The following is a 22167-nucleotide window of genomic DNA, read 5'->3' on the forward strand; positions in this document are numbered from 1 at the left end:
GCGCCGCGGCCCGGGGCCGCTGGCGGTCGTGGGGCCGGCGTGCTCGCCGACCCGTCCCTGTAGTGCTCGGCACGGACGGGGCGCGGCGTGAGTGGTCCGAACGGGCGTCACCGGGCGCGGGGCCACCGGGCTAGGCCGAACGGGGGGCTTGCGCACACCGGCGCACCTCGGTGCTTGAGGTGCGCGGGGGTGGGGCCGATGGCACTGGGGAGCAGCGATCCAGCTGCACCAGGAGTGAGGGACGGATCCCTCGCCGCCCCCGACCGTTAAGGAAGACACCATGTCCGCAACCCGTGAGCGCCGTCGTCGCGGCGCCGTCGTCGCCGCCGTCCCGCTCGGTCTGCTCGCCAGCGGCATCCTCGTCTACCAGTCCTCGCAGGCCGCGTTCACCGCCGCCGACACCGCGACGGGCAACACCTGGTCCGCCGGCACCGTGACGCTGAACGAGGGCTCCACCGGCACGTTCACCGCCGGCAACCTCGCCCCCGGCTCGACCGGCACCGGCACCCGCTGCTTCACCGTCACCTACGGCGGCACCGTCAACGACGTCGACCTGGTCATGTACGCGACCGGCCTGACCCACACCGGTGGCCCTGACGACGGCAGCAGCGACCTCGAGGACCAGCTCGAGTTCACCGTCGACGCCAAGTACGGCGACCACGCGACCGAGGCCACCAGCGTCTGCGAGAACACCTTCGGCGCCGCCACCACCGCCACCACCGACCTGCAGAGCGTCGGCTCGGCCACCGAGACCGCGACCGTCTTCGCCGCCACCCGCAACGCCTACGCCAACGGCATCCGCGTCGCCGACTACGGCACCGCCAACGGCAACGCCAACCGCCACGTCGTCACCTACCGCATCTCCTACGCGTTCCCCAACGACGGTGCGCAGGTGGACAACCTCGCGCAGGGTGACAGCTTCTCCCTGGATCTGAAGTGGGAGGTCAAGAACAACGTCTGATGAGGTGGTTCCCCGCCGCCTGAACGGCCCGGCCCCCGGAGGGGAGGGACCGGGCCGCCCGGCGGCACCGCGAGGGGCCGCACCACCCGCACGAGCGGGGGGTGCGGCCCCTCCGCGTTCCCCCTGGGTGCCCGCCCGGAAAGCGCTGCGCCACGATGGGCGCCGTGGACCCCGCGACGACGCCCCTCCGCATCCAGGCCGTTCCCGCACGCCCCCGCGCGGGGCAGGAGGGGCCGCGCCCGGCGGTGCTGGTGCTGCCCGGCGGCGGCTACGGGCAGTGCTCCGCGCACGAGGGCGCGCCCGTGGCGGACTGGCTGGCCGGTCTCGGCCTGCACGCGTTCGTCCTGGACTACGCGGTCGCCCCGCACCACCACCCCCGCCCGCTGCGGGACGCCACGGCCGGCCTGGAGCACGTCCGCTCCGGCGGCCACGGCCTGGACGTCGACCCCGCCCGGGTGGCGGTCCTGGGTTTCTCCGCCGGGGGGCACCTCGCGGCGAGCCTGTCCACGGGCCTGGGCGGCGGGGCCGTGCCGGACCTGAGCATCCTGTGCTACCCCGTGGTCTCCTTCGAGCACGCGCCGCACACCGGGTCCGTGCGCAACCTCCTCGGCGGCGACCCCACGCCGGCGCAGGCGCGCGCCGCGTCCCCGGACCTGCACGTCGGCCCGGCCACGCCGCCGGCGTTCCTGTGGCACACCGCCGCCGACGACGTCGTGGACGTCACCCACTCCCTGCGCTACACCGCCGCCCTGGCCGCGGCGGGCGTGGACGTGGAGCTGCACGTGTTCCCTCGCGGCGGGCACGGCCTGGGGCTGGCGGCGGAGGAACCGCACACGGCGGGCTGGACGGAGCTGTGCGCGCGGTGGCTGGCGGACAGGGGGTGGCTGCGGTGAGCGGGCCGTCGGACTGGCGGGACGGGCGGGGGAGCGGGCCGGTGCGGGTGGCGGTCGCGGGGGCGCACGGTTTCGGTGCCGTGCACCTGCGCAACATCGCGCGGCTGGAGGCGGAGGGCCTGGTGCGGCTGGTGGCCGTGGCTGACCCGAACCCGCCCGGGCCGGGAGCGGTCGGCGACGGCGTCGGCGTCTACGCGGACCTGACCGCGCTGCTGGCCGAGGTGCCCGCGGACGTCGTCGTGGTCTCCACCCCCATCCACACCCACGCCGCGCTGGCCGCCGAGGCGCTGCGGGCGGGCGCGGACGTGCTGCTGGAGAAACCGCCCGTGGCGTCGGCGGCGGAGTTCGGGGAACTGCTCGCGGTGGTCGCGGAGACGGGCCGGCGCTGCCAGGTCGGGTTCCAGAGCCTCGGCGGCGGCGGGCTCGACGAGCTCGCCCGGGTCCTGGCGCGGGGCGAGCTGGGCGAGGTGGTGCGCATCGGGGGGACCGGCACGTGGGTGCGGCCCCTGACGTACTGGCAGCGCTCGCGCTGGGCCGGGCGGCGCACCCTCGACGGCGTCGAGGTCGTCGACGGGGTCGTGACGAACCCCCTGGCGCACGCCGTCGCCACCGCCCTGCGCATCGCGGGGGCGCGGACCGCGCAGGACGTGGCGTCCGTGGAGACCGACCTGTACCGCGTCAACGACGTGGAGTGCGACGACACCTCCACGGTGCGCGTCACCACCACCTCGGGCACCGTGATCCTCATGGCGCTGACGCTGTGCGCGCGGACGCAGACCCCGCCGGTGGTGTCCGTGCAGGGCACCCGCGGGCGCGCGGTGCTGCACTACACGAGCGACGTGCTGGAGCTGCACCCGGACCGGGCGGAACCCGTGCGCGGGGAGCACCCGCGCCGGGACCTGCTCGTGGACCTCGTGGAGCGCCGCGCCGACGGCGGGCCGCTCGTCTCGGGCCTGGAGGACTCCGGGGCGTTCATGCGGGTGCTGGAGGCGGTGCGCACCGCACCGGACCCGCGGCGCGTCGGCGGGGAGTTCGTCGTGTGGGTGGAGGACGAGGTGGGCCGGCACCCGGTGCTGCGCGACGTGGAGCACTGGATCGGCCGGGCCGTCGCGGAGGGCCGCACGTTCTCCGAGCTGGGCGCGCCCTGGGCCGCGGGGCAGGACCCCGCGCCCGTGCCGCAGCCGGGGGTGCTGCTGGAGATGCGCGCGCAGGGCCGGCTGGTGGGCACGTACGTGGACGGCTCGGAGGCGGTGCCGTCCTCCGGCCCGCGCCCGTACCTGCACCCGGCGCGCACCCCCGCCGGGACGGTGGTGACGGACGCGCACCCGGACGACCACGACTGGCACCTCGGCGCGGGCGTCGCGCTCCAGCACGTGCGCGCCACCGCGGGCCCCGCCGCCGCGCACGGGTGGAACTTCTGGGGAGGGCGCACCTGGGTGCGCGGCACCGGCTACGTGTGGCGCGAGGACCACGGGCGGCAGGTGCACACCGGTTTCCGCGACGTCACCGGCTCCTCCGCGGTCCAGGACGTGCGCTGGCGCACCGCGGACGGCGACGACGTCCTCGCCGAGGAGCGGACGTGGGCCTGGTCGGCCGGGAACGCGGGGGAGGTGCGTTTCTCCCGGCTGGACCTGCGGTTCCGGCTCGCGCCCGCCGGGGAGTTCGACGTGGAGCTGGGCAGCCCCGGCTCCGGCGGGCGCGCCGGCGGCGGCTACGGCGGGTTCACCTGGCGCCTGCCGCCGTGCCGCGACGTGCACGTGCGCACCGCCACCGCCGCGGGGGAGGACGCCGTCCACGGCACGAGGGCCCCGTGGCTGGCGTGGTCGGCCACGTTCGGCGCGGAGGGTCCGGGGGGTCCGGACGCCACGCTCGTGTTCGCCCCGCTGGACGGCGCCTCCGCGGCGGACCCGTGGTTGGTGCGGGTCGCCGGCCACCCGGGCGTGGGCTCGGCGCTGGCGTGGGAGGAACCCCTCCTCGCCACCCGCGCCGAGCCCGTCGAGCGGGGGTTCCGGGTGCTGCTCGCCGACGGGCGCCTCGACGACGCCCAGGTCGCGGACCTGCTGCGGCGGGCGGGGTCGTGAGCCGCACCCCGCTGGGCGTGTTCGTGGGCCTGGCGACCCTGGACGTCGTGCACCGCGTGGAGCTCCCGCCCGGCCCGGACGAGAAGGTCACCGCGCTCGCGCAGGAGGTCGTGGCCGGTGGTCCCGCCGCCAACGCCGCCGTGACGTACGCGGCGCTCGGCGGCCGCGCCCGCCTGGTCACCGCCCTGGGCGGGCACCCGCTGGCGCGGGCGGTGGCGGCGGAGCTGGCCGGGTGGCGCGTGGACGTCGTGGACGTCGCGCCGGAGCGCGACGCCCCGCCCGCCGTGTCCGGGGTGCGGGTGCACGCCGCGACGGGGGAGCGGTCGGTGACGTCCGTGAACGCGGCCGGTGCGCAGGTCCCCGCCCCGGCGGCGCTGACGTCGGGGGAGCTGCTGCGCGGCGCCGGGGTGCTGCTCCTCGACGGGCACCACCCGCGGCTCGCCCTCGCCGCGGCGCGGGCGGCGCAGGAGGAGGAGGTGCTGGTGGTGCTGGACGCGGGGAGCTGGAAACCCGTGCTGGCCGAGCTGCTGCCGCTGGTGGACGTCGCGATCTGCTCCTCGGCGTTCCGGGTCCCCGGCGGCGGCGACGACCCGATGTCCGACGTGCTGGACCTCGGTGCGGGGTCGGTCGCCGTGACCGCCGGGGCGGGGCCCGTGGAGTGGTGGAGCGGGTCCCTGCGCGACGTGGTGCAGGTCCCGGCCGTGCGGGCCGTGGACACCCTCGGGGCGGGGGACGTGTTCCACGGCGCGGCGGCCCTCGCCCTCGCCGCCGGTGCAGATCTCGCCTCCGCGCTGGAGCGGGCCGCGGAGGTCGCCTCGTTCCGCTGCGGCGTGCCCGGCGCGCGGGCGTGGCTGTCCGCCCCGGCGTTCCCCGGCCTGCCCCTGGCCCGTCCGCGCCCCACCCCGCAGGAGGAACGACCGTGACAGGACCCGTCGTGACGGAGCTCGGCACCGCGCAGCTCGTCGAGCGGCTGCGCCCGCGGGTGGTGCCGGGGCGACGGCACCTGCTGGGCATCGTCGGTGCCCCCGGCGCGGGGAAGTCCACGCTCGCCGCGGAACTGGTGGCCGCGGTGGACACCGCCTGCGGTCCCGGCAGCGCGGTGCTGGTGCCCATGGACGGTTTCCACTGCGCGAACCGGGTGCTGGAGGACCTCGGGCGGCGGGACCGCAAGGGCGCACCGGACACGTTCGACGTCGCCGGTCTCGCCGCTCTGCTGCGGCGGCTGCGGGACCCGGCGGAGGAGCTGGTGCTCGCGCCGGAGTTCCGCCGGGAGATCGAGGAACCCGTCGGCTCGGCCCTGCCCGTGCCGCGCACCACGCCCCTGGTCGTGGTGGAGGGCAACTACCTGCTGCTGCGCTCGGGGCCGTGGGCCGCGCTGGAGGGCCTGCTGGACGAGACGTGGTTCCTCGACGCCGACGAGGAGCTGCGCGTGCGGCGGCTGGCGGCGCGGCACGAGCAGTTCGGCAAGTCCCCCGACGAGGCGCTGGCCTGGACGCTGGGCAGCGACCAGGCCAACGCCGCGGTGGTCCTGCGGACGCGCCCCGGCGCGGACCTCGTCCTGCGCCGGGCGCGGTGAGGGGGCCTGCGCCGGGCGCGGTGCGGGCGCGTCAGCGGCTCGCGCGCCACGACTCGTGCAGCGCCGTCAGCAGCGTGGTGGCGCGGGTGTCGGTGCCGTCGACGACGAGCCGGTTCATCGCGTAGGAGAAGCTCACGCCGGTGCCGGGCCAGAACCCGTGCTGGCTGCCGCCGAAACCACCGTGCCCGACGCCCTCGGCGGCCGGGCCGAACTGGCCGTTCTCCGCGGTCTGCATCTGGAGACCCACGCTGTAGCGGTTGGGCCAGCCGTCCGGGTTCGACCACCGCACCACCTCGGTGCAGGCGGTGCGGACGGCGTCCGCGGAGAGCCACCGCCGGCCGTCGAGCTCCCCGCCGCAGGCCAGGACGGAGTAGAGCCGGGCCATCGAGCGGGCGGTGGCGATGCCGCCGGCGCCGGCGACCTGCGCGGCGTGCACCTCGCGGGTGTTGAACGCCAGGGGCTCCCCGAGCAGCGGCGGGTTCGTCTCCACGAGCCGGTCCACCTCGGCGCGCAGCGGCCCCCACTGCCCGGTCGCCGGCGGCCGGACGCCGTGCACCTCCAGGGTCGCCACCCGCGGCTCGACCTCCTCGGGGAGCCCGATCCACAGGTCCAGGCCGAGGGGCCCGGCGAGCTCCTCGGCGACGAAGGTGCGCGCGTCGCGGCCGTCGACGCGGCGCAGCAGCTCGCCGGTGATCCAGCCGTGGGTCAGGGCGTGGTAGTACGGCCGGTCCAGGTCGAAGGGCGCCTGGGCGGCGAGCAGGCCTGCGAGGCGCTCGTGGTCGGCGAGGTCGCCGGCGCCCACGGGCTCGCGGAAGGCGGGGACCCGGGCCTGGTGGCTGAGGGCCTCGCGCACGGTGGTGCCGCCCTTGCCGTGCGCGGCGAACTCCGGCCAGTAGTGCGCCAGGGGGCGGTCGTGGTCGAGCAGGCCGCGGTCGGCCAGCAGCAGGAGGCACAGCGACATCACCCCCTTGGTGCCGGAGAAGACGACCACGGCGGTGTCCTCCCGCCAGGGCCGCCCGGTGGCGCTGTCGGCGGTGCCGCCGTGCAGGTCGACCACGGGCCGGCCGTCCACGGTCGCCGCGAAGGAGGCGCCGGTCTCCCGCCCGGCGGCGAGGTGCGCGGTGAAGGCGTCGCGGACCGGCTCGTAGCCGGGGGCCACCCAGCCACCCGCCTGCGCCGCACCCCCCTGCGCCGCACCCCCCTGCGCCGCACCCGCCTGCGCCCTGTCGGCCTGCGTGCTCATCACCGCTCCCGTCGTCGTGGGTCCCCGTCGATCCCGCCGGGATCCTAGGGCGCGGTGAATCGTTTCGAGCGGAGCGCCCCGTGCCCGTGCCGCCGCCGGTCGGGGAGACTTGCCCGCATGACGACCAGCAGCACACCCGAAGCGGCGACCGCGCCCGGCGCGGGTGCCGCGCTCACCTTCCCGGCGGGCTTCCTCTGGGGCTCGGCCACCGCCTCGTACCAGATCGAGGGCGCCGCGGCCGAGGGTGGACGGACCCCCTCGATCTGGGACACCTTCTCCGCCACGCCGGGCAAGGTGCTGAACGGGGACACCGGCGAGGTGGCCTGCGACCACTACCACCGCTTCCGCGAGGACGTGGCCCTCATGAAGCGCCTGGGCCTGCGCTCCTACCGCTTCTCCGTGGCGTGGCCGCGCATCACCCCGCAGGTCACCCCGGACGCCCTGGGCCCGGTGAACGAGGAGGGGGTGCGCTTCTACTCCGACCTCGTCGACGAGCTGGTCGCGGCGGGGATCGAGCCCGCCGTCACCCTCTACCACTGGGACCTGCCGCAGGCCCTGCAGGACGCCGGCGGCTGGACGAGCCGGAGGACCGCGGAGCGCTTCGCCGAGTACGCCGAGGTCGTCGCGCGCGCCCTCGGGGACCGGGTGGGGACCTTCATCACCCTCAACGAGCCGTGGTGCTCGGCCTACCTGGGCCACGCCTCCGGCGAGCACGCGCCCGGGCACACCGACCACGCCGAGGCCCTGGCCGCGGTGCACCACCTGAACCTGGCCCACGGCCTCGGCGCGGCCGCCCTGCGCCGGGGTGCTCCGGGCGCGAAGGTGGCCCTGACGCTCAACCTGATGGCCGTGCGCGCGGCGAGCGGCTCCGCGGCGGACCTCGAGGCGGCCCGCCGCGCGGACGGCATCGCCAACCGGGTCTTCCTCGACCCGGTGCTCAAGGGCTCCTACCCCGCGGACGTGCTCGCCGACACCGCGGGGGTCGGCGACTGGTCGTTCGTGCTGGAGGGCGACACCGAGCTGATCCACCAGCCCCTGGACGTGCTGGGCATCAACTACTACACGCCCACCCTGGTCGCCGGGCGGGAGAGCCCGCAGCCGCTGCCCGAGGGGGCCCGCACGCCGTGGGTGGCGTGCGAGAGCGTGGACTTCCGCCGCTCCCCGGGCCGCGTGACGGACATGGGCTGGACGGTGGACGCCACGGCCCTGACCGAGCTGCTGCTGCGCGTCTCGGGGGAGAACCCCGGCCTCGAGATCATGATCACCGAGAACGGGGCGGCGTACCCCGACGAGGTCGCCCCCGACGGCGGGGTCCACGACGCCGAGCGCGTGCAGTACCTCCGGGAGCACCTCGCGGCCGTGCACGCGGCCGTCGGGGCCGGTGCGAAGGTCACGGGCTACTTCGTGTGGTCGCTGATGGACAACTTCGAGTGGGCCTACGGGTACGCCAAGCGCTTCGGCGTCGTCCACGTCGACTACGCGACGCAGGTGCGCACGGTGAAGGACAGCGCTCTCTGGTACGCGGACGTGATCCGCGCGAACGCGGTGCCGGCGCCCGCCCCGGCCGCCTCCTGAGGTGCCCGCCCGCCGGTCCGCGCTCCGCGGTCCGGCGGGCGCCCCCCGGCAGCGGGGCCGGGAGCCGGCGTCACCGGTTTGGAGTATTCAGAGCGAGCTTCTTCTTGCCACGGAGCGTGCGGTACCCCTTACTTGAAGTAACCAGAGGGGGGCATCATGCGCATCGGATCCGTCACGTCCGCGCCGAACGTCTACAGCGTCCGCGAGACCCAGCACATCCAGGGCATCACGCCCGTGGCCCGCGTCAACGCCAACTTCACCGACGAGGACCCGCTGGACTTCCTCACCCAGGCGGACCGCGCGCTGCTCGCGCACCTGCAGGCCGGCGTCGTGGACCTCGACCGCTCCGAGGGCACCGCGATCGCCCACCTGGCCAAGGAGATCTCCTACGTGCGGGCCGCCGGCATCATCCCCGGCGACCGCCCGCTGACCGACATCGAGATCGGCATCCTCGTGCAGCAGGCCCTCAGCCACGCCGTGCGCCCCATGGCGCCGGAGACCCACAGCCGCATGACCGCCTACGTGCCCCGGGGCCGCTCCGTCGTCCGCCTCGACGTGGTGCTCTGACGGCCTCCCCGAGCGGTCCGGGCCCCGCGCCCGCCCCCTCCGGGCGTGCCGTGACCACTCCACCCGTACGGCCCAGCGGTCCCGCTGGGCCGTACGGGTGTGAGCGCACGGCGTAGCCGATCGATCGCGGTACGGTCCTGCCCCTGCCGTTCGTCGCGGCGCCGACAGGAGGGGACCCGTGCACCGTCCGCACCGCAGCGCAGCACCCGCCGCCCTGCGCGCCGCGGCGCTCTCCGGAGTCGTCGCCCTCGTCGCCGCCTGCACCTCCTCGGCCGCCGACGCCGGCCCCGGACCCGCCGCGGAGGTCCGCACCGAGCGCATCACCGGCGCCGACCGCTTCGAGACCGCCGCCGCCGTCTCGCGGGCCCACTTCACGCCCGGGATCGCCCAGCAGGTCTTCCTGGTCAACGGCACCTCCACCGCCGACGCCCTCGTCGCCGCGCCGGCGGCCGCCACCGTCGGCGCCCCCCTGCTGCTCACCCGCGCCGGCACCCTGCCCCCCGGCACCGCCGCGGAGCTCGGCCGCCTGCAGCCCTCGGCGGTGCGCGTCGTCGGCGGCGAGGGGCAGGTCGCGGCCGCCGTCCTGGCGGAGGTCTCGCGGATCGTGCCCGGGGCCCGCGTCGTGCGCACCGCCGGCACCGACCGCTACGACACCGCCGTGCGCGTCGCCCAGGAGTTCTTCCCCACCGCCACCGCCGCCGTCCTCGCCCGCGGCGACGACCTCGACGGCGCCGTCGCGGGCGGCGCCGCCGCGGGCGGGCGGGCCGTGCCGCTCCTGCTGGCCCCGGACGCGGCGCTGACCCCCGGCCTGCGGGACTGGGTGGGCGCCCACCGGCTGCGCTCCCTCGTCGTCGTCGGCAGCGGCGCCACCGTCGGTCCCGACGTGCTCCGGGAGGTGAGCGCCGCCGCACCGCCCGGGCTGGAGGTGACCACCCTGGAGGGCCGCGACCTCTACGAGGCCACCGCCTCCGTCGCCGCCGGCCTCTTCCCGGTGACCGACACCGCCTTCGTCGCCTCCGGGCAGGACGTCCCCGGCGCCCTCGTCGCCCTGCCCGCCGCGCGGACCCGCCGGGCGCCGCTGCTGCTGTCCCGGGACCGCTGCACCCCCGCCGCGGTCTGGGCGTACACCGCGGAGGCCGCCCCCGGCACCGTGGTGCTGCTCGGGGGCGAGGACGCGCTCGGCGACCCCGCCCGGCAGGTCCTCTGCGGCTGAGCCCTCCCCGGGGCCGGTGACCCTGCGTCGCGGCACGGGCACCTGAGGTCTTGCGCGGGCCCGACCCGGCTGCGAGGGTGCGCCCACCAGCGGCCCCACCCCCCAGCCCTGGGTCGCTGCCGAGGAGGCGTCCCGTGCCCGTCGCCCAGCGTTCCGGCCCCGCCCGCCGTCGTACCCGCCCGAGCCGTCGTGCCCGGGCCGTGCCCGGAGCCGCCCTGCCCCTGCTCGTCACGTGCGCCCTGCTCGCACCCGGCGCACCGGCCACCGCAGCGCCGGCCACCGCCGCACCGGACGGGGCCGCGGCCCTGCGCGAGCTGGAGCGAACCACGCCCGCCCTCCGGCGCCCCGAGCCGCCCCGGCAGGCCGTCGCCGTCGGCACCGGTGGCGCCGTCGCCAGCGTCGACCCGGAGGCCACCCGCATCGGCCTCGACGTGCTGCGCCGGGGCGGCAACGCCGTCGACGCCGCCGTCGCCACCGCCGCCGCCCTCGGGGTCACCGAGCCCTACTCCGCCGGGATCGGCGGCGGCGGGTTCTTCACCTACCTCGACGCCTCCACCGGTCGCGTCCACGCCCTCGACGGCCGCGAGACCGCGCCCGCCGCCCTGCGCGAGAACAGCTTCACCGACGCCTCCGGCAAACCGCTGCCCTTCCCCGAGGTCGTCTCCTCCACCCTGTCGGTCGGGGTCCCCGGCACCCCCGCCACCTGGGAGGAGGCCCTGCGCCGGTGGGGCTCGCGCCCCCTGCCCGAGCTGCTGGCCGCCCCCGCGGTGCTGGCCGCCCGCGGGTTCACCGTCGACCAGACCTTCCACGACCAGACCGCCGCCAACGCCGCCCGCTTCGCCGAGTTCACCTCCACCGCGGAGCTGTTCCTGCCCGGCGGCGCGCCACCCGCCGTGGGCTCGACGTTCCGCAACCCCGGCCTGGCCCGCACCTACGCCGAGATCGCGCTCGGCGGCGTGGAGGAGGTGTACCGCGGGGACATCGCCGGCGACATCGTGGACACCGTGGCCAGGCCCCCCGTGGCGCCCGGGGTGACCCGCACCGTCCGCACCGGCGGCATGACCCGCGCCGACCTCGAGGCCTACACCGCACCCGAGCGCCCCGCCACCAGGGTCCGCTACCGCGGCCTCGACGTGTGGGGTTTCCCGCCGCCCTCCAGCGGCGGCACCACCGTCGGCGAGGCGCTCAACATCCTGGAGTCCTCCCCCCTCGCCACGATGAGCGGGACGCAGGCCGCGCACCACGTGCTGGAGGCCTCCGCCCTCGCCTTCGCCGACCGCAACCGCTGGGTGGGCGACCCCGACGTCCAGGACGTGCCCACCAGGTCGCTCCTGTCGCAGGCGTTCGCGGACTCCCGCGCCTGCCTGGTCGACCCCACCCGGACCCTGCCCCGCCCGGTCGCCCCGGGCTCCCTGCGCTACGGGGAGAGCGCGTGCGAGAGCGCGGGAACCGGCACGGCCACCGGGTACGAGGGGGACTCCACCACCCACCTGGTCACCTCCGACCGGGAGGGCAACGTCGTCTCCTACACCCTCACCATCGAGCAGACCGGTGGCAGCGGCATCGTCGTGCCCGGGCGCGGGTTCATCCTCAACAACGAGCTGACGGACTTCAGCTTCACACCCGTGGTCGCCGGGCAGCCCGACCCCAACCTGCCCGGCCCCGGCAAGCGCCCCCGCAGCTCCATGGCCCCCACCATCGTGCTCCGCGACGGGGAGCCGCTGCTGGCGCTGGGCTCGCCCGGCGGCGCGACGATCATCACGACGGTGCTGCAGGTGCTCGTCGACCGCCTCGACCGCGGCGCGTCCCTGCCCGAGGCCGTCGCCCGCCCGCGCGTGTCCGAGCGCAACAACGCCACCGCGAACGCCGAGCCGGAGTTCATCGCCTCCCCGCTCGGTGCGGAGCTGAGAGCGCTCGGGCACGCGTACACGCCCACCGCGGAGATCGGCGCGGTGGCGGCTCTGGAGTTCCTGCCCGGCGGCACCGTGCAGGCCGTCGCCGAGCCCCGCCGGCGCGGCGGGGGAGCGGCCGGGGTGGTGCGGCCCGGACGGCGCTGACCCGCGAGCCGGCCCCGCCGGCCCGCGGGGGAGCCCGTCAGCCGGGGCCCTCCGCCCCCGTCCCGGACAGCGACGGGGCGGCGGGCTCCGGCGCGGCGGGCGGCGCGGGCACCTGCGCGACGACCGGCCCGGCCGCGGGCCCGGCGACGACCACCCGGTTGCGCCCCGCGGCCTTCGCGGCGTACATCGCGGCGTCGGCGGCCTCGACGAGCTCACGGGTCCCCGAGCGCGCGGTGGACCCGCCCGTGGCCCCGCTCGTGGCCACGCCGATGCTGACGGTGAGCCGGGGGGCCACCGGGGAGGCCCGGTGCTCGAGCGCGAGGGCGCGCAGCCGGCGGCGGATGGAGTCGGCCACGACGAGGGCGCCGGCGACCGGGGTCGCCGGCAGCAGCACGGCGAACTCCTCCCCGCCCAGGCGCGCCGCGAGGTCGAGCCGCTCCCGGCAGGAGGCGTCGAGGACCTGCGCCACCGCGCGCAGCGCCTCGTCGCCGCGCAGGTGGCCGTAGGTGTCGTTGTAGAACTTGAAGTGGTCCACGTCGACCAGCAGCAGCGCCAGGTCCTCCCCGCCGTCGCGGTGCCGCTGCCAGACGTCGGCCAGGGCGGCGTCGAAGGCCGTGCGGTTCGCGATACCGGTCAGCCCGTCCCGGTGCAGCAGGCGGCGCAGCTCCGCGTTCGCCTCGTGCAGGGCGTCCTCGGCCCGGCGGCGCTCGGCGACCTCCTCGCGCAGGGCCGCCTCCACCCGGCGGCGGACCGCGATCTCCTCGCGCAGCTGCTCGGTGCGCCGGGCCACCTCCCGCTCCAGGTGCCGGCGCCGGCTGATCCCGTCCAGGGTGAGGCTCAGGTCCATCGGCAGGGCCTCGGCGGTGTGCAGGTGCAGCTGCGCCTGCTCGAAGAGGACGAAGCCCAGCTCGTGGCCCGCCACGGCCAGCGACTGCACGAGCAGGCAGCCGCGGCGCAGCTCCCCGCTCAGGTGCGGGGGCAGGATCTCCGCCGCCGGGAAGGTGCGGGACGCGTCGTGCGGGGCCTCGTGCGGCCAGGCCAGCTCCAGCCGTCCCACCCGCTCCGGGCCGCCGTCCGGCTCGAACAGCACCACGAAGCAGCGGGAGATCCGCAGCCGCGGCAGGTTCGTGACCAGCTCCCGCATGGCGGCCGCCTCGTCGGCGCACGACATCAGGCCGCGGGTCAGGCACATGGCCGCGCTGACCAGCGTCATCTCGTCCGTGCCGGAACCGGGACCGGGGCCCGCCGCGGCGGTGTCCGCGCCGGCGGGTACCGGCACCTGCGGCACCCGCACGCTGGAGCGCCGCACGACCGGGCGGGCGGGCAGGCACACGGCCCGCCCGGTGCCGCTCCCGGTGACCAGCTCCAGCAGCAGCTCCGCCGCGCAGCGGCCCACGTCCTCCAGCCGCTGGCCGACCGTGGTGAGGCCGCGCCGGGCGCTCTCGGCGCCCACGTCGTCGAAACCCGTGACACGCACGTCCCCCGGCACCCCGAGGCCGTGGTCCAGCAGCGCGTCCAGCGCGCCGAACGCGGAGTCGTCGTTCAGGGCGACCACGGCGTCGAAGCGGCGGCCGGCCTGCAGCAGCGCCGAGACGCCCCGGTGGGCGGCGTTGCGGTGGAACTGCCCGTCCACCACGAGGGACTCGTCCAGCGCGAGGCCGTGCTCCGCCAGGACCGCGCGGAACACCTCCTCCCGCTCGAGGGAGTCCGGGTGGTGGGGCACCCCGCGCACCAGCGCGATCCGCTCCACGCCCTCCTGGGCGAGCAGGTGCCGGGCGAGGTCGGCCATCCCCGCGCGGTTGTCGACGACCACCGAGGACTGCCCCGCGGAGGCCCCGCCGACGGACACCACCGGCACGCCGGGGTGCTGCGCGAGGAACGCCTCCAGCTCGCGGTAGGTCGTCGACGCCGTCAGCGGCAGCGTGACCACCCCGCGCACGAGCCCGTGCCCGACGCCGTGGCGCAGGAGGTGCGGGACCGGGACGCCCTCGTAGTCGTGGACGTGCACCAGCAGCGGCACCCCCGCGGCCTCCAGCACCTCGCGCACGGCCGCGACCACCGTCAGCGCGTAGGTGCTGACCCGGTCGACGACGACCAGCACGAAGCCGTCGCCGGCGCGGGGCCCGTCGTCCATCCCCCCATCATCGACCCTGCGGCGCGCACCCCCGGTGCGGGGGCGCCACCTCCGGCGGGCGTGTCACGGCGGACGGCCCGCGTCAGGCCCGGGCCCGCTCCCCGCGCTCGGCGCTGCGCTGCCGCGGCTGCAGGTCCGCGGGGTGGCTGCCGGAGAGGTGGCGGGCGGTGTTGACGAGGCCCACGTGGCTGAAGGCCTGCGGGACGTTGCCGAGCTGGCGCCCGGAGAGGGGGTCGTACTCCTCGGCGAGCAGGCCCAGGTCGTTGCGCAGGTCCAGCAGCCGCTCGAACAGCTCCACCGCCTCCCGGCGCTTCCCGATGCCCTCCAGCGCGTCGGCCAGCCAGAACGTGCACGCCAGGAACGCGCCCTCCTCGCCGGGCAGCCCGTCGACGCGGCCGTCGGAGTCCGTGCGGTACCGCAGGAGGAAACCGTCCTGGCACAGCTCCCGCTGCACCGCCTCCACGGTGCCGACGACCCGCGGGTCGTCGAAGGGCAGGAACCCCACCTCCGGGATCAGCAGCAGCGCCGCGTCCAGCCCCTGGGAGCCGTAGAACTGGGTGAAGGTGCCCCGCTCGGCGTCGAAGCCCTTCGCGCACACGTCGGCGTGGATCTCGGCGCGCAGCCGCTTCCACCGGTCCACCGGCCCGGCCAGCCCGAAGCGCTCCACCGCCTGCACGGCGCGGTCGGCCCCCGCCCAAGCCATGACCTTGGAGTGCACGAAGTGCCGCGGCTCGCCCCGCACCTCCCACAGCGAGGAGTCGGCGCGGTCCCAGTTGCCCTCCAGGAAGTCCAGCAGCGCCTTCTGCACCTGCCACGCGGTGTCCTCGGTGGCGAGGCCGGCGCTGCGGGACAGGTGCAGCCCGTCGAGGACCTCGCCCCACACGTCGAGCTGGAACTGGTCCGCGGCGAGGTTGCCCACCCGCACCGGGCCCGACCCCTCGTAGCCCGGCAGCCAGGGCAGCTCGAACTCCGGCAGCCGGCGGGTGCCGTCGATGCCGTACATGATCTGGATCTTCGCGGGGTCCCCGGCGACCGCGCGCAGCAGCCACTCCCGCCACGCGCGGGCCTCCTCCACGAACCCCGTGCCGAGCAGCGCCTGGAGGGTGAACGTCGCATCCCGCAGCCAGCAGTAGCGGTAGTCCCAGTTCCGGGTGCCGCCGATCCACTCCGGCAGCGAGGTCGTCGCCGCCGCCAGGATGCCGCCCGTCGGGGCGTACGTGAGGCCCTTGAGGACCACCAGGGAGCGGCGGACGGCCTCGCCCCAGCGCTCCTCGGTGCTCTCGAACGCGAAGTCCGCCATCCACCGGGCCCAGAACCGCTCCGTGTCGGCCAGGGCGTGCTCGGGGTCGACGGGCTGGGGCCGCGGCAGGTGGGAGGCGGAGTACGTCAGCACGAAGGGGACCCGCTGCCCGGCGGAGACGGTGAAGTCGGAGAAGGTGGCGAGGTCGCGCCCCTCCAGCGGCGCGGGGGTGCTCAGCCACAGCGCGTCGGGGCCGGCGACGGCGGCGAGGTCCCCGTCGATGCGGCGCACCCACGGCACCAGGGAGCCGTAGTCCAGGCGCAGCCGCAGCTCCGAGTGCATCTGCACCTGCCCGCTGACGCCCTCGACGATGCGGATGAGGTCGGCGGCCTCCCCGCGCGGCGGCATGAAGTCCACGACGCGGACCGTGCCCTCGGGGGTCTCCCACTCCGTCTCCAGCACCAGGGAGTCCCCGCGGTAGCGGCGCCGGGTGCACAGCCCGCCGGTGGCCACCGCCGAGGCGGGGGCGAGCAGCCAGGCGCCGTTCTCCCGGTGCCCCAGCAGCGCCGCGAAGCACGCGGGGGAGTCGAAGCGGGGCAGGCACAGCCAGTCCACGGAGCCGTTCCGCCCCACCAGCGCCGCCGTCTGCAGGTCGCCCAGCACGCCGTAGTCCTCGATCCGCAACGCCACGTCGCGCTCCTCCCGTTCGTGCCGACGCACGATCATCGCGGGGGCAGGCGCCCGCCGCAGCCCGGGACGGCGCCGCGGTGGGGTGGGCGCTCAGTCGTCGGTGGAGCGCCGCAGCCGCTTGACGTCGCCGCGGCGCTTCTTGGCGTCCACGCGCCGCCGCTGCGAGCCCTTCGTGGGCCGGGTGGGGCGCCGTGCGGCGGCCGGTGGGGCGACGGCGTCGGCGAGCAGGGCGGCGAGCCGGGCGCGGGCGGCCTCCCGGTTGCGCAGCTGCGCCCGGTGCTCGGAGGCCACGACCGTGAGGACGCCGTCGACGAGCCGGCCGGCGAGGCGCTCCAGGACGCGGGCGCGGGCCACCTCGCCGAGGGAGGGGGAGCGGGCGACGTCGAAGGACAGCTCCACGCGGGAGTCGGTGGTGTTGACGCCCTGCCCGCCGGGGCCGCCGGCGCGGGAGAAGCGCTCGCTCAGCTCGGCCTCGGGCAGGACGAGGTTCCGGGTGACCCGCACGCCGTCGGCGTCCACCCCGCCACCTCCTCCGCACCACCTGCCCGCCCGCCCGCCCGCCTGCGTCGTGGGCCCGGGCGGCCATCTTGCCGTGCCCGGGCCTGCCCGCGGTGCTGCCTGCCCGGGTGCTGCCTGCCCGGGGTGGGGACGTTCGGGGGCGACACGCCCGTGCGTCGCGTGCACGACGTCCCCGCCTCGTGCGCGCCGCCCGGGGTGGGGACGTTCGGGGGCGACACGCCTGCGCGTCGCGTGCACGACGTCCCCGCCTCATGCGCGCCCGCCGCCCCCCCGGGAGCCGCCCGTCCGGGGTCGTCCGGCGTGGGCCGGGCGGGTGCCCGGCGCGCGCCCCGGGTTTGGGCAGGGGCGGGGATGGGCACCGCAGCGGCAGTCGAGGACCGGGCGCACGCCCCGGTCGAGCACGGGCCGGGAACCGGTCCGACGGAGAGCGCGTCGGAGGACGGGTGTGCCGCGACGGGCGGCCGCACGACGCGCGGAGGAGGCACCACCATGAGCCGGACGAACACCGGGGCGACGTCCCGCACCGCACGCACCACCGCAGGCACCCTGGCCCTGCTGGGGGTGGCCGCCCTCTCCGCGGCCGCACCGGCCGGGGCGGCGCCCGCCGCCGACGTCCCCGCCGTCGAGCAGGCGGTGCGCGCGAGCCCGCTGACCGCCGGGGTGGACCCCGCCCGCTACACCGTGCAGGACGTCCGCCTCTCCTCGGCGGACCCGGCCTGGGCGGGCGCCCTCCTGGCACCGGTGGGCGCGGACCTGGAACCGGCCGACGTCGTCCTGCGCTCCGTGGCCGGCCGCTGGGAGGTCGTGGACCTGGGCAGCGCCGAGGTGGGTTGCGGCATCGCACCCGAGCCGGTGCTGGCGGACCTGGGACTCCCCTGCGGCCTGTGAGCCGCGGCCGGTGAGCCGCGGCCGGTGAGCTACGGCCCGTGAGCCCCGTGCTGACGGGCCCGCCCCGGCGCCGGGCTACGGGGCGGGGACCAGTTCGGTGCGCAGCTCGTGGCTCCCGTCGGCGGTGCGCGCCTCGTAGTAGAGCCGCGTCGAGCCGTCCGGCAGGGGCAGGACGTCGACGTAGCGGACGTCGACCACGGGTTCGCCCACCACGGGCCGCAGCCGCCCGCCGGGCCCGGGGGCGGCGACGCCGGAGCGCTCGAACCAGTTCTCCTCGCGGCTGGCGCGCCCGTCGTAGCGCACGGTGCCGTCGGGCAGCACGGAGGTGACCCGCGCGCCGCGCGCGTCCCACGTCCCGGCGGTGCCCTCCAGGACGGTGCCCCGCCACGTCCACGTCCACCCGTCGGTGCTGGTCGCCAGGTCGGTGCGCATGCGGTCGTCGGCGCCGGGCTCGTCGAGCAGGTGGCAGCAGACCCACGCCTGCCAGCTGCCGTCGCGCAGCACCACCACGGGGTCCTTGACGGCGACGTCGCCGCCTCCGTCGAGCACCACGCGGGAGGGGGCGTCGGGCAGCGCGGCGAGGTCGTCGGCCTCCAGCGCCTCGATCCACCAGGCGGGGCCGGTGCGGGAGGCGCAGCAGACGTAGAGCCGCCAGCGGCCCTGCGGGGTGCGCAGGAGGGTGGGCCGCTCGACCCACCGCGCCCCGAAGCGGGCGCTGTCGAGGGAGCCGACGTCCTCGAAGGCCTCCCCGTCGGCGGAGACGGCCAGGACGTTGCGGTCGGTGCCGTCGTGACCGCGGCGCTCGCGGTAGGCCAGCGCGACGCCGCCGCCGGGCAGCGGTGCGCTGCTGGGCGCCCCGGCCCACCAGCCCGGGCCGGTTCCGGGGGCGGGGCGGACGACGGTGTGGGGGCGTTCGCCCGGGCGGGGGGTGGTCACGGGTCCTCCTCGAATGTCACCAGTCAAACGTTTTGACGGTGACGACTGTGCTGCCCGTGCGCGTCACCGGTCAAGCCCTACGCTGGTGACATGACGGTGGACGCGGCGCCGGAGGGCCTGGAGGCGGTCCGGGCGTTCCTCAACACCTGGCGGGTGCCGAACGACACGCGCCGGGGGGTCGACGACCTCGACGACCTGGCGGCCGACGCCGGCGCGTGGGCGCGCACCGTGCCCGGGGTGCCCTGCCCCCCCGCCGGTGAGGTGGCCGGCCTGCGCGCACTGCGCGAGGCCCTGCGCGCCCACCTCGCCGCCGCCCACCCCGTCGGCCTCGCCGCGGAGCTGGAGCGGTACCCGCTGCGCCCGCGGCTGCGCGGGCGGGGTGCACCCGTCCGCCTGGAGCCGGTGACCCCCTCGACGGCCGGCGACCTGCTCGCCCTCGCCGTCGACGCGGTGGGGGACGGCACCTGGCACCGGCTGCGCTCCTGCCCCGGCTGCGACTTCGTCTTCTACGACTCCACCCGCAACGGCGGGCGCACCTGGTGCCGGATGGTCCGGGAGGACCCCTCCGGCCGCAGCTGCGGAAGTCTGGCCAAGGCGCGGGCCAAGCGCGCCCGCGACCGGGCCGGCGACCCCGCGGACGGGTAAGCGGCCGCGGGTGGCGAGCGCGCGCCTCAGCGGCGCCCGCGCGCCGGGCAGCGCATCAGGTGGTCGTCGACCACCCCGCACGCCTGCATCGCCGCGTAGGCGGTCGTCGGGCCCACGAACCGCAGCCCCTCGGCCTTCAGCGCCTTCGCCAGCGCCACCGACTCCGGGGTGCTCGCCGGGACGTCCGCCGGGGTGACGGGCGGTGGCGGCGCCGGGTCCGGGGCGTGCGCCCACAGCAGGTCCGAGACGCTGCCGCCGCGCCCGGCCAGGGCCAGCACGGCGCGGGCGTTGGCGACGACCGCCTCGATCTTCAGCCGGTTGCGCACGATGCCGGCGTCCGCCAGCAGGCGGGTCACGTCCTCCTCGCCGAAGCGGGCGACGGCGTGCGGGTCGAACCCGGCGAAGGCGTCGCGGAACGCCGGGCGCTTGCGCAGCACCGTGATCCACGACAGACCCGACTGGAACGCCTCCAGCGACAGCCGCTCGAACACCGCCGCGTCCCCGCGGACGGGGCGCCCCCACTCGGTGTCGTGGTAGCGCTCGTACAGCGGGTCGCCGGAGCCGAAGCAGCGGAAGGGTGGCTCGGCGGGCGGCGCGGGGCTGGTCACGGCGCGGACGATGCCACCCGCCGCGGACACGGCCGGGTTCCGGGGTGGGCTGGTCGGCGGGCCCCCGGGCGGTGGGCAGACTGTGCCGCATGAGCACGCCCGATGCCGCCCCCTTCGCCGACCTCGCCCTGCGGGAGGAGCTGTTGCGGGCGGTGACCGCGCTCGGCTACGAGGAGCCCACCCCGATCCAGCGCGAGGCCGTTCCCCCGCTGCTGGCCGGCCGGGACGTCCTCGGGGTCGCCGCGACGGGGACCGGCAAGACCGCGGCCTTCGCCCTGCCCCTGCTGGAGGCCCTCGCGCCCCTGGCCGAGCGGCCGGGCACCCCCACCGCCCTGGTGCTCACCCCGACGCGGGAGCTGGCGGTGCAGGTCAGCGAGGCCGTGTACAAGTACGGCCGCGAGCTGGGCGCGCGGGTGCTGCCCGTCTACGGCGGCACCCCGATCGTCCAGCAGTTGCGCTCCCTCTCCCGCGGGGTGGACGTCGTCGTGGCCACGCCCGGCCGGGCCGTCGACCTGCTCTCCCGGGGTGCGCTGAGCTTCGACGCCGTGCGGACCGTCGTCCTCGACGAGGCGGACGAGATGCTCGACATGGGGTTCACCGAGGACATCGAGGCGCTGCTGGCCGCCGCGCCCGAGGACCGCCAGACCGTGCTGTTCTCCGCGACCATGCCGCCGCGCACCGCGGCCCTGGCCCGGCGGCACCTGCGCGACCCCGTGCGCCTGCGCGTGGAGAGCACCCCCGTCGCGGCCGGGGAGGTGCCGAAGGTCCGCCAGAGCGCCTACCTGGTCTCCCGCGCGCACAAGACGGCCGCGCTGGGCCGGGTGCTGGACGTGGAGGCCCCCACCTCGGCGATCGTGTTCTGCCGCACCCGCGAGGAGGTGGACACGGTCACCGAGACGCTCAACGGGCGCGGCTACCGGGCCGAGGCGCTGCACGGCGGGATGGGCCAGGAGCAGCGGGACCGGGTGATGGGCCGGCTGCGGGCGGGGACCGCGGACCTGCTGGTCGCCACCGACGTCGCCGCCCGCGGCCTCGACGTGGACCACCTGACGCACGTCGTGAACTACGACGTGCCCAGCGCGCCGGAGTCCTACGTGCACCGCATCGGGCGTGTGGGCCGCGCCGGCCGCGAGGGGGTGGCGATCACCCTGGCCGACTCCCGCGAGCACCGGATGCTCAAGACGATCGAGCGGCTGACCGGGCAGCGCATCGCCGTGGAGACGCTGCCGACGGTGGCGGACCTGCACGCCCGGCGGCTGGAGCTGACGCGCGCGGCGCTGCGGGAGAGCCTGCTCACCGACGACCTGGACCGCTTCCGCAGCGTGGTGGAGGTGCTGGGCGACGAGTTCGACGTCGTGCAGGTCGCCCTGGCCGCGGTGAAGCTCGCCCACGAGGCCGCCGGGGGCCGCGACGACGAGGCCGAGATCCCGCAGGAGCGCCCCAAGGCACCCGGGGCGCGCCCCGAGCGCGGCGGCACCCGGCCCGAGCGGGGCAGGGGCCGGGCGCAGCAGGGCGGGCCGGGTGGCTCGGGGCCGACGACCCGGCTGTACGTGGGGGCCGGGCGCAGCGCCGGCATCCGGCCGCAGGACCTCGTGGGGGCGATCGCCGGGGAGTCCTCCCTGACCGGCCGCGACGTGGGCGCGATCGAGATCACCGAGCGGTTCTCGCTGGTGGAGGTGCCGGCCGACAAGGCCGAGGAGGTCATCCGGGGCCTGCGCGGGGCCACGCTGCGCGGCCGGCGCCCCACGGTGCGCCGGGACCGGTCGACGGGCGGCGAGCAGGAGGAGTGAGCTGCCCGGACGCCTGCCGGCGGGGCGCGGGCCGTTGCTAGCGTCGCCGCCCATGACGCAGCAGGCACCCGCGACCGAGCCCGCTCCCGGCCCGCAGCCGACGGTGCTGGTCCTCAACGGCCCCAACCTCGGCCGCCTCGGCAGGAGGCAGCCCGAGGTGTACGGGACCACCACGCTCGCCGACGTCGCCGGCCGCTGCGCGCGCCTGGGCGAGGAGCTGGGGGTGCGGGTGGACTTCCGGCAGACGGACTCCGAGGCGGAGATGCTCGGCTGGGTGCACGACGCTGCCGACGCGCGCCTGCCCGTGGTGATCAACCCGGGCGCCTGGACGCACACGTCCGTGGCGCTGCGGGACGCCTGCGCGGAGCTGCGGGACGGCCTGGTGGAGCTGCACATCTCCAACGTCCACGCCCGCGAGCCGTTCCGCCGGCACTCCTACCTCTCCGACATCGCCACCGGTGTGATCGCCGGGCTGGGCGTGCGCGGGTACGAGCTGGCGCTGCGCTGGCTGGCGGAGCGGGAGGGCCCGGACGGGCGCTGAGCGGCGCGAG

Annotated in this window: 19 protein-coding genes; 13 read left to right on the plus strand and 6 right to left on the minus strand. The window is 77.1% G+C overall.

Annotated features, from left to right (window positions below; genetic code table 11):
* Nucleotides 1-280: 280 nt before the first annotated feature.
* The 5 genes from ACYQBY_RS21095 (at nt 281) to ACYQBY_RS21115 (ending at nt 5511) form a co-directional block, all read left to right on the plus strand.
* Entirely contained in the window at nt 281-961 is a 681-nt protein-coding gene (locus tag ACYQBY_RS21095) for a hypothetical protein (RefSeq protein WP_459645863.1), read from the plus strand.
* Nucleotides 962-1125: 164 nt separating this feature from the next.
* A complete protein-coding gene (locus ACYQBY_RS21100) occupies nt 1126-1854 on the plus strand; it encodes an alpha/beta hydrolase (protein WP_459645864.1) in 729 nt (242 codons plus the stop codon).
* A complete protein-coding gene (locus ACYQBY_RS21105) occupies nt 1851-3935 on the plus strand; it encodes a DUF6807 family protein (protein ID WP_459645865.1) in 2085 nt (694 codons plus the stop codon). The genes ACYQBY_RS21100 and ACYQBY_RS21105 overlap by 4 nt, the downstream gene beginning before the upstream one ends.
* Nucleotides 3932-4858, plus strand: a complete 927-nt coding sequence (locus tag ACYQBY_RS21110; RefSeq protein ID WP_459645866.1) for a PfkB family carbohydrate kinase — start codon at nt 3932-3934, stop codon at nt 4856-4858. Before ACYQBY_RS21105 ends, ACYQBY_RS21110 begins: the two co-directional genes overlap by 4 nt.
* Nucleotides 4855-5511, plus strand: coding sequence for a nucleoside/nucleotide kinase family protein (locus ACYQBY_RS21115; protein ID WP_459645867.1), 657 nt, complete (start codon nt 4855-4857; stop codon nt 5509-5511). The genes ACYQBY_RS21110 and ACYQBY_RS21115 overlap by 4 nt, the downstream gene beginning before the upstream one ends.
* 31 nt (nt 5512-5542) lie before the next feature.
* Here ACYQBY_RS21115 and ACYQBY_RS21120 read toward each other — a convergent pair whose 3' ends face one another.
* Entirely contained in the window at nt 5543-6754 is a 1212-nt protein-coding gene (locus ACYQBY_RS21120) for a serine hydrolase domain-containing protein (protein WP_459645868.1), read from the minus strand.
* A gap of 117 nt (nt 6755-6871) precedes the next feature.
* On the opposite strand from ACYQBY_RS21120, the gene ACYQBY_RS21125 reads away from it, so the two are divergent.
* The 4 genes from ACYQBY_RS21125 (at nt 6872) to ggt (ending at nt 12166) form a co-directional block, all read left to right on the plus strand.
* Nucleotides 6872-8329 carry a GH1 family beta-glucosidase gene (locus ACYQBY_RS21125; protein ID WP_459645869.1) on the plus strand — a complete coding sequence of 486 codons (1458 nt, stop codon included), beginning with the start codon at nt 6872-6874 and terminating at the stop codon, nt 8327-8329.
* A 156-nt stretch (nt 8330-8485) separates the two neighbouring features.
* Nucleotides 8486-8896, plus strand: a complete 411-nt coding sequence (locus ACYQBY_RS21130; protein ID WP_459645870.1) for a hypothetical protein — start codon at nt 8486-8488, stop codon at nt 8894-8896.
* A 178-nt stretch (nt 8897-9074) separates the two neighbouring features.
* A complete protein-coding gene (locus ACYQBY_RS21135) occupies nt 9075-10109 on the plus strand; it encodes a cell wall-binding repeat-containing protein (RefSeq protein WP_459645871.1) in 1035 nt (344 codons plus the stop codon).
* A 200-nt stretch (nt 10110-10309) separates the two neighbouring features.
* Complete coding sequence (ggt, locus tag ACYQBY_RS21140) at nt 10310-12166, plus strand: gamma-glutamyltransferase (protein ID WP_459645901.1); 1857 nt, start codon at nt 10310-10312, stop codon at nt 12164-12166.
* A gap of 37 nt (nt 12167-12203) precedes the next feature.
* Here the strand turns inward: ggt and ACYQBY_RS21145 are convergent, their stop codons facing one another.
* From ACYQBY_RS21145 to arfB, 3 genes are all read right to left on the minus strand, one after another.
* Nucleotides 12204-14300: a diguanylate cyclase gene (locus tag ACYQBY_RS21145; protein WP_459645872.1), complete on the minus strand. Its 2097-nt coding sequence runs from the start codon at nt 14298-14300 to the stop codon at nt 12204-12206.
* A gap of 82 nt (nt 14301-14382) precedes the next feature.
* Nucleotides 14383-16230 carry a glycoside hydrolase family 15 protein gene (locus tag ACYQBY_RS21150; protein ID WP_459645873.1) on the minus strand — a complete coding sequence of 616 codons (1848 nt, stop codon included), beginning with the start codon at nt 16228-16230 and terminating at the stop codon, nt 14383-14385.
* A gap of 90 nt (nt 16231-16320) precedes the next feature.
* The gene (arfB, locus tag ACYQBY_RS21155) at nt 16321-16749 is read right to left on the minus strand and encodes an alternative ribosome rescue aminoacyl-tRNA hydrolase ArfB (protein ID WP_459645874.1); all 429 of its coding nucleotides are present in this window, start codon (nt 16747-16749) and stop codon (nt 16321-16323) included.
* Nucleotides 16750-17238: 489 nt separating this feature from the next.
* Between arfB and ACYQBY_RS21160 the strand changes: the two genes are divergently transcribed.
* On the plus strand, nt 17239-17637 hold the full coding sequence (locus tag ACYQBY_RS21160; RefSeq protein WP_459645875.1) for a hypothetical protein: 399 nt from the start codon (nt 17239-17241) through the stop codon (nt 17635-17637).
* Nucleotides 17638-17712: 75 nt separating this feature from the next.
* Here the strand turns inward: ACYQBY_RS21160 and ACYQBY_RS21165 are convergent, their stop codons facing one another.
* Nucleotides 17713-18573 (minus strand): hypothetical protein, encoded by an 861-nt coding sequence (locus ACYQBY_RS21165; RefSeq protein WP_459645876.1) that lies wholly within the window; start codon nt 18571-18573, stop codon nt 17713-17715.
* Nucleotides 18574-18663: 90 nt separating this feature from the next.
* On the opposite strand from ACYQBY_RS21165, the gene ACYQBY_RS21170 reads away from it, so the two are divergent.
* Nucleotides 18664-19218, plus strand: coding sequence for a CGNR zinc finger domain-containing protein (locus tag ACYQBY_RS21170; protein ID WP_459645877.1), 555 nt, complete (start codon nt 18664-18666; stop codon nt 19216-19218).
* Between the two features lie 26 nt (nt 19219-19244).
* Here ACYQBY_RS21170 and ACYQBY_RS21175 read toward each other — a convergent pair whose 3' ends face one another.
* Entirely contained in the window at nt 19245-19826 is a 582-nt protein-coding gene (locus tag ACYQBY_RS21175) for a DNA-3-methyladenine glycosylase I (protein WP_459645878.1), read from the minus strand.
* Nucleotides 19827-19915: 89 nt separating this feature from the next.
* Between ACYQBY_RS21175 and ACYQBY_RS21180 the strand changes: the two genes are divergently transcribed.
* Complete coding sequence (locus ACYQBY_RS21180; protein ID WP_459645879.1) at nt 19916-21616, plus strand: DEAD/DEAH box helicase; 1701 nt, start codon at nt 19916-19918, stop codon at nt 21614-21616.
* 52 nt (nt 21617-21668) lie between these two features.
* Nucleotides 21669-22157, plus strand: a complete 489-nt coding sequence (gene aroQ, locus ACYQBY_RS21185) for a type II 3-dehydroquinate dehydratase (RefSeq protein WP_459645880.1) — start codon at nt 21669-21671, stop codon at nt 22155-22157.
* Nucleotides 22158-22167 lie beyond the last annotated feature (10 nt).

The sequence above is a fragment of the Kineococcus anabasis genome (assembly GCF_054590795.1).

What these genes read in the sequence shown, in the direction of transcription:
- ACYQBY_RS21095 (WP_459645863.1), top strand. Translation starts at nt 281, where the DNA reads ATGTCCGCAACCCGTGAGCGCCGTCGTCGCGGCGCCGTCGTCGCCGCC.
- ACYQBY_RS21120 (WP_459645868.1), bottom strand. Translation starts at nt 6,754, where the DNA reads ATGAGCACGCAGGCCGACAGGGCGCAGGCGGGTGCGGCGCAGGGGGGT.
- ACYQBY_RS21125 (WP_459645869.1), top strand. Translation starts at nt 6,872, where the DNA reads ATGACGACCAGCAGCACACCCGAAGCGGCGACCGCGCCCGGCGCGGGT.
- ACYQBY_RS21130 (WP_459645870.1), top strand. Translation starts at nt 8,486, where the DNA reads ATGCGCATCGGATCCGTCACGTCCGCGCCGAACGTCTACAGCGTCCGC.
- ACYQBY_RS21145 (WP_459645872.1), bottom strand. Translation starts at nt 14,300, where the DNA reads ATGGACGACGGGCCCCGCGCCGGCGACGGCTTCGTGCTGGTCGTCGTC.
- ACYQBY_RS21160 (WP_459645875.1), top strand. Translation starts at nt 17,239, where the DNA reads ATGAGCCGGACGAACACCGGGGCGACGTCCCGCACCGCACGCACCACC.
- ACYQBY_RS21170 (WP_459645877.1), top strand. Translation starts at nt 18,664, where the DNA reads ATGACGGTGGACGCGGCGCCGGAGGGCCTGGAGGCGGTCCGGGCGTTC.
- ACYQBY_RS21180 (WP_459645879.1), top strand. Translation starts at nt 19,916, where the DNA reads ATGAGCACGCCCGATGCCGCCCCCTTCGCCGACCTCGCCCTGCGGGAG.
- aroQ (WP_459645880.1), top strand. Translation starts at nt 21,669, where the DNA reads ATGACGCAGCAGGCACCCGCGACCGAGCCCGCTCCCGGCCCGCAGCCG.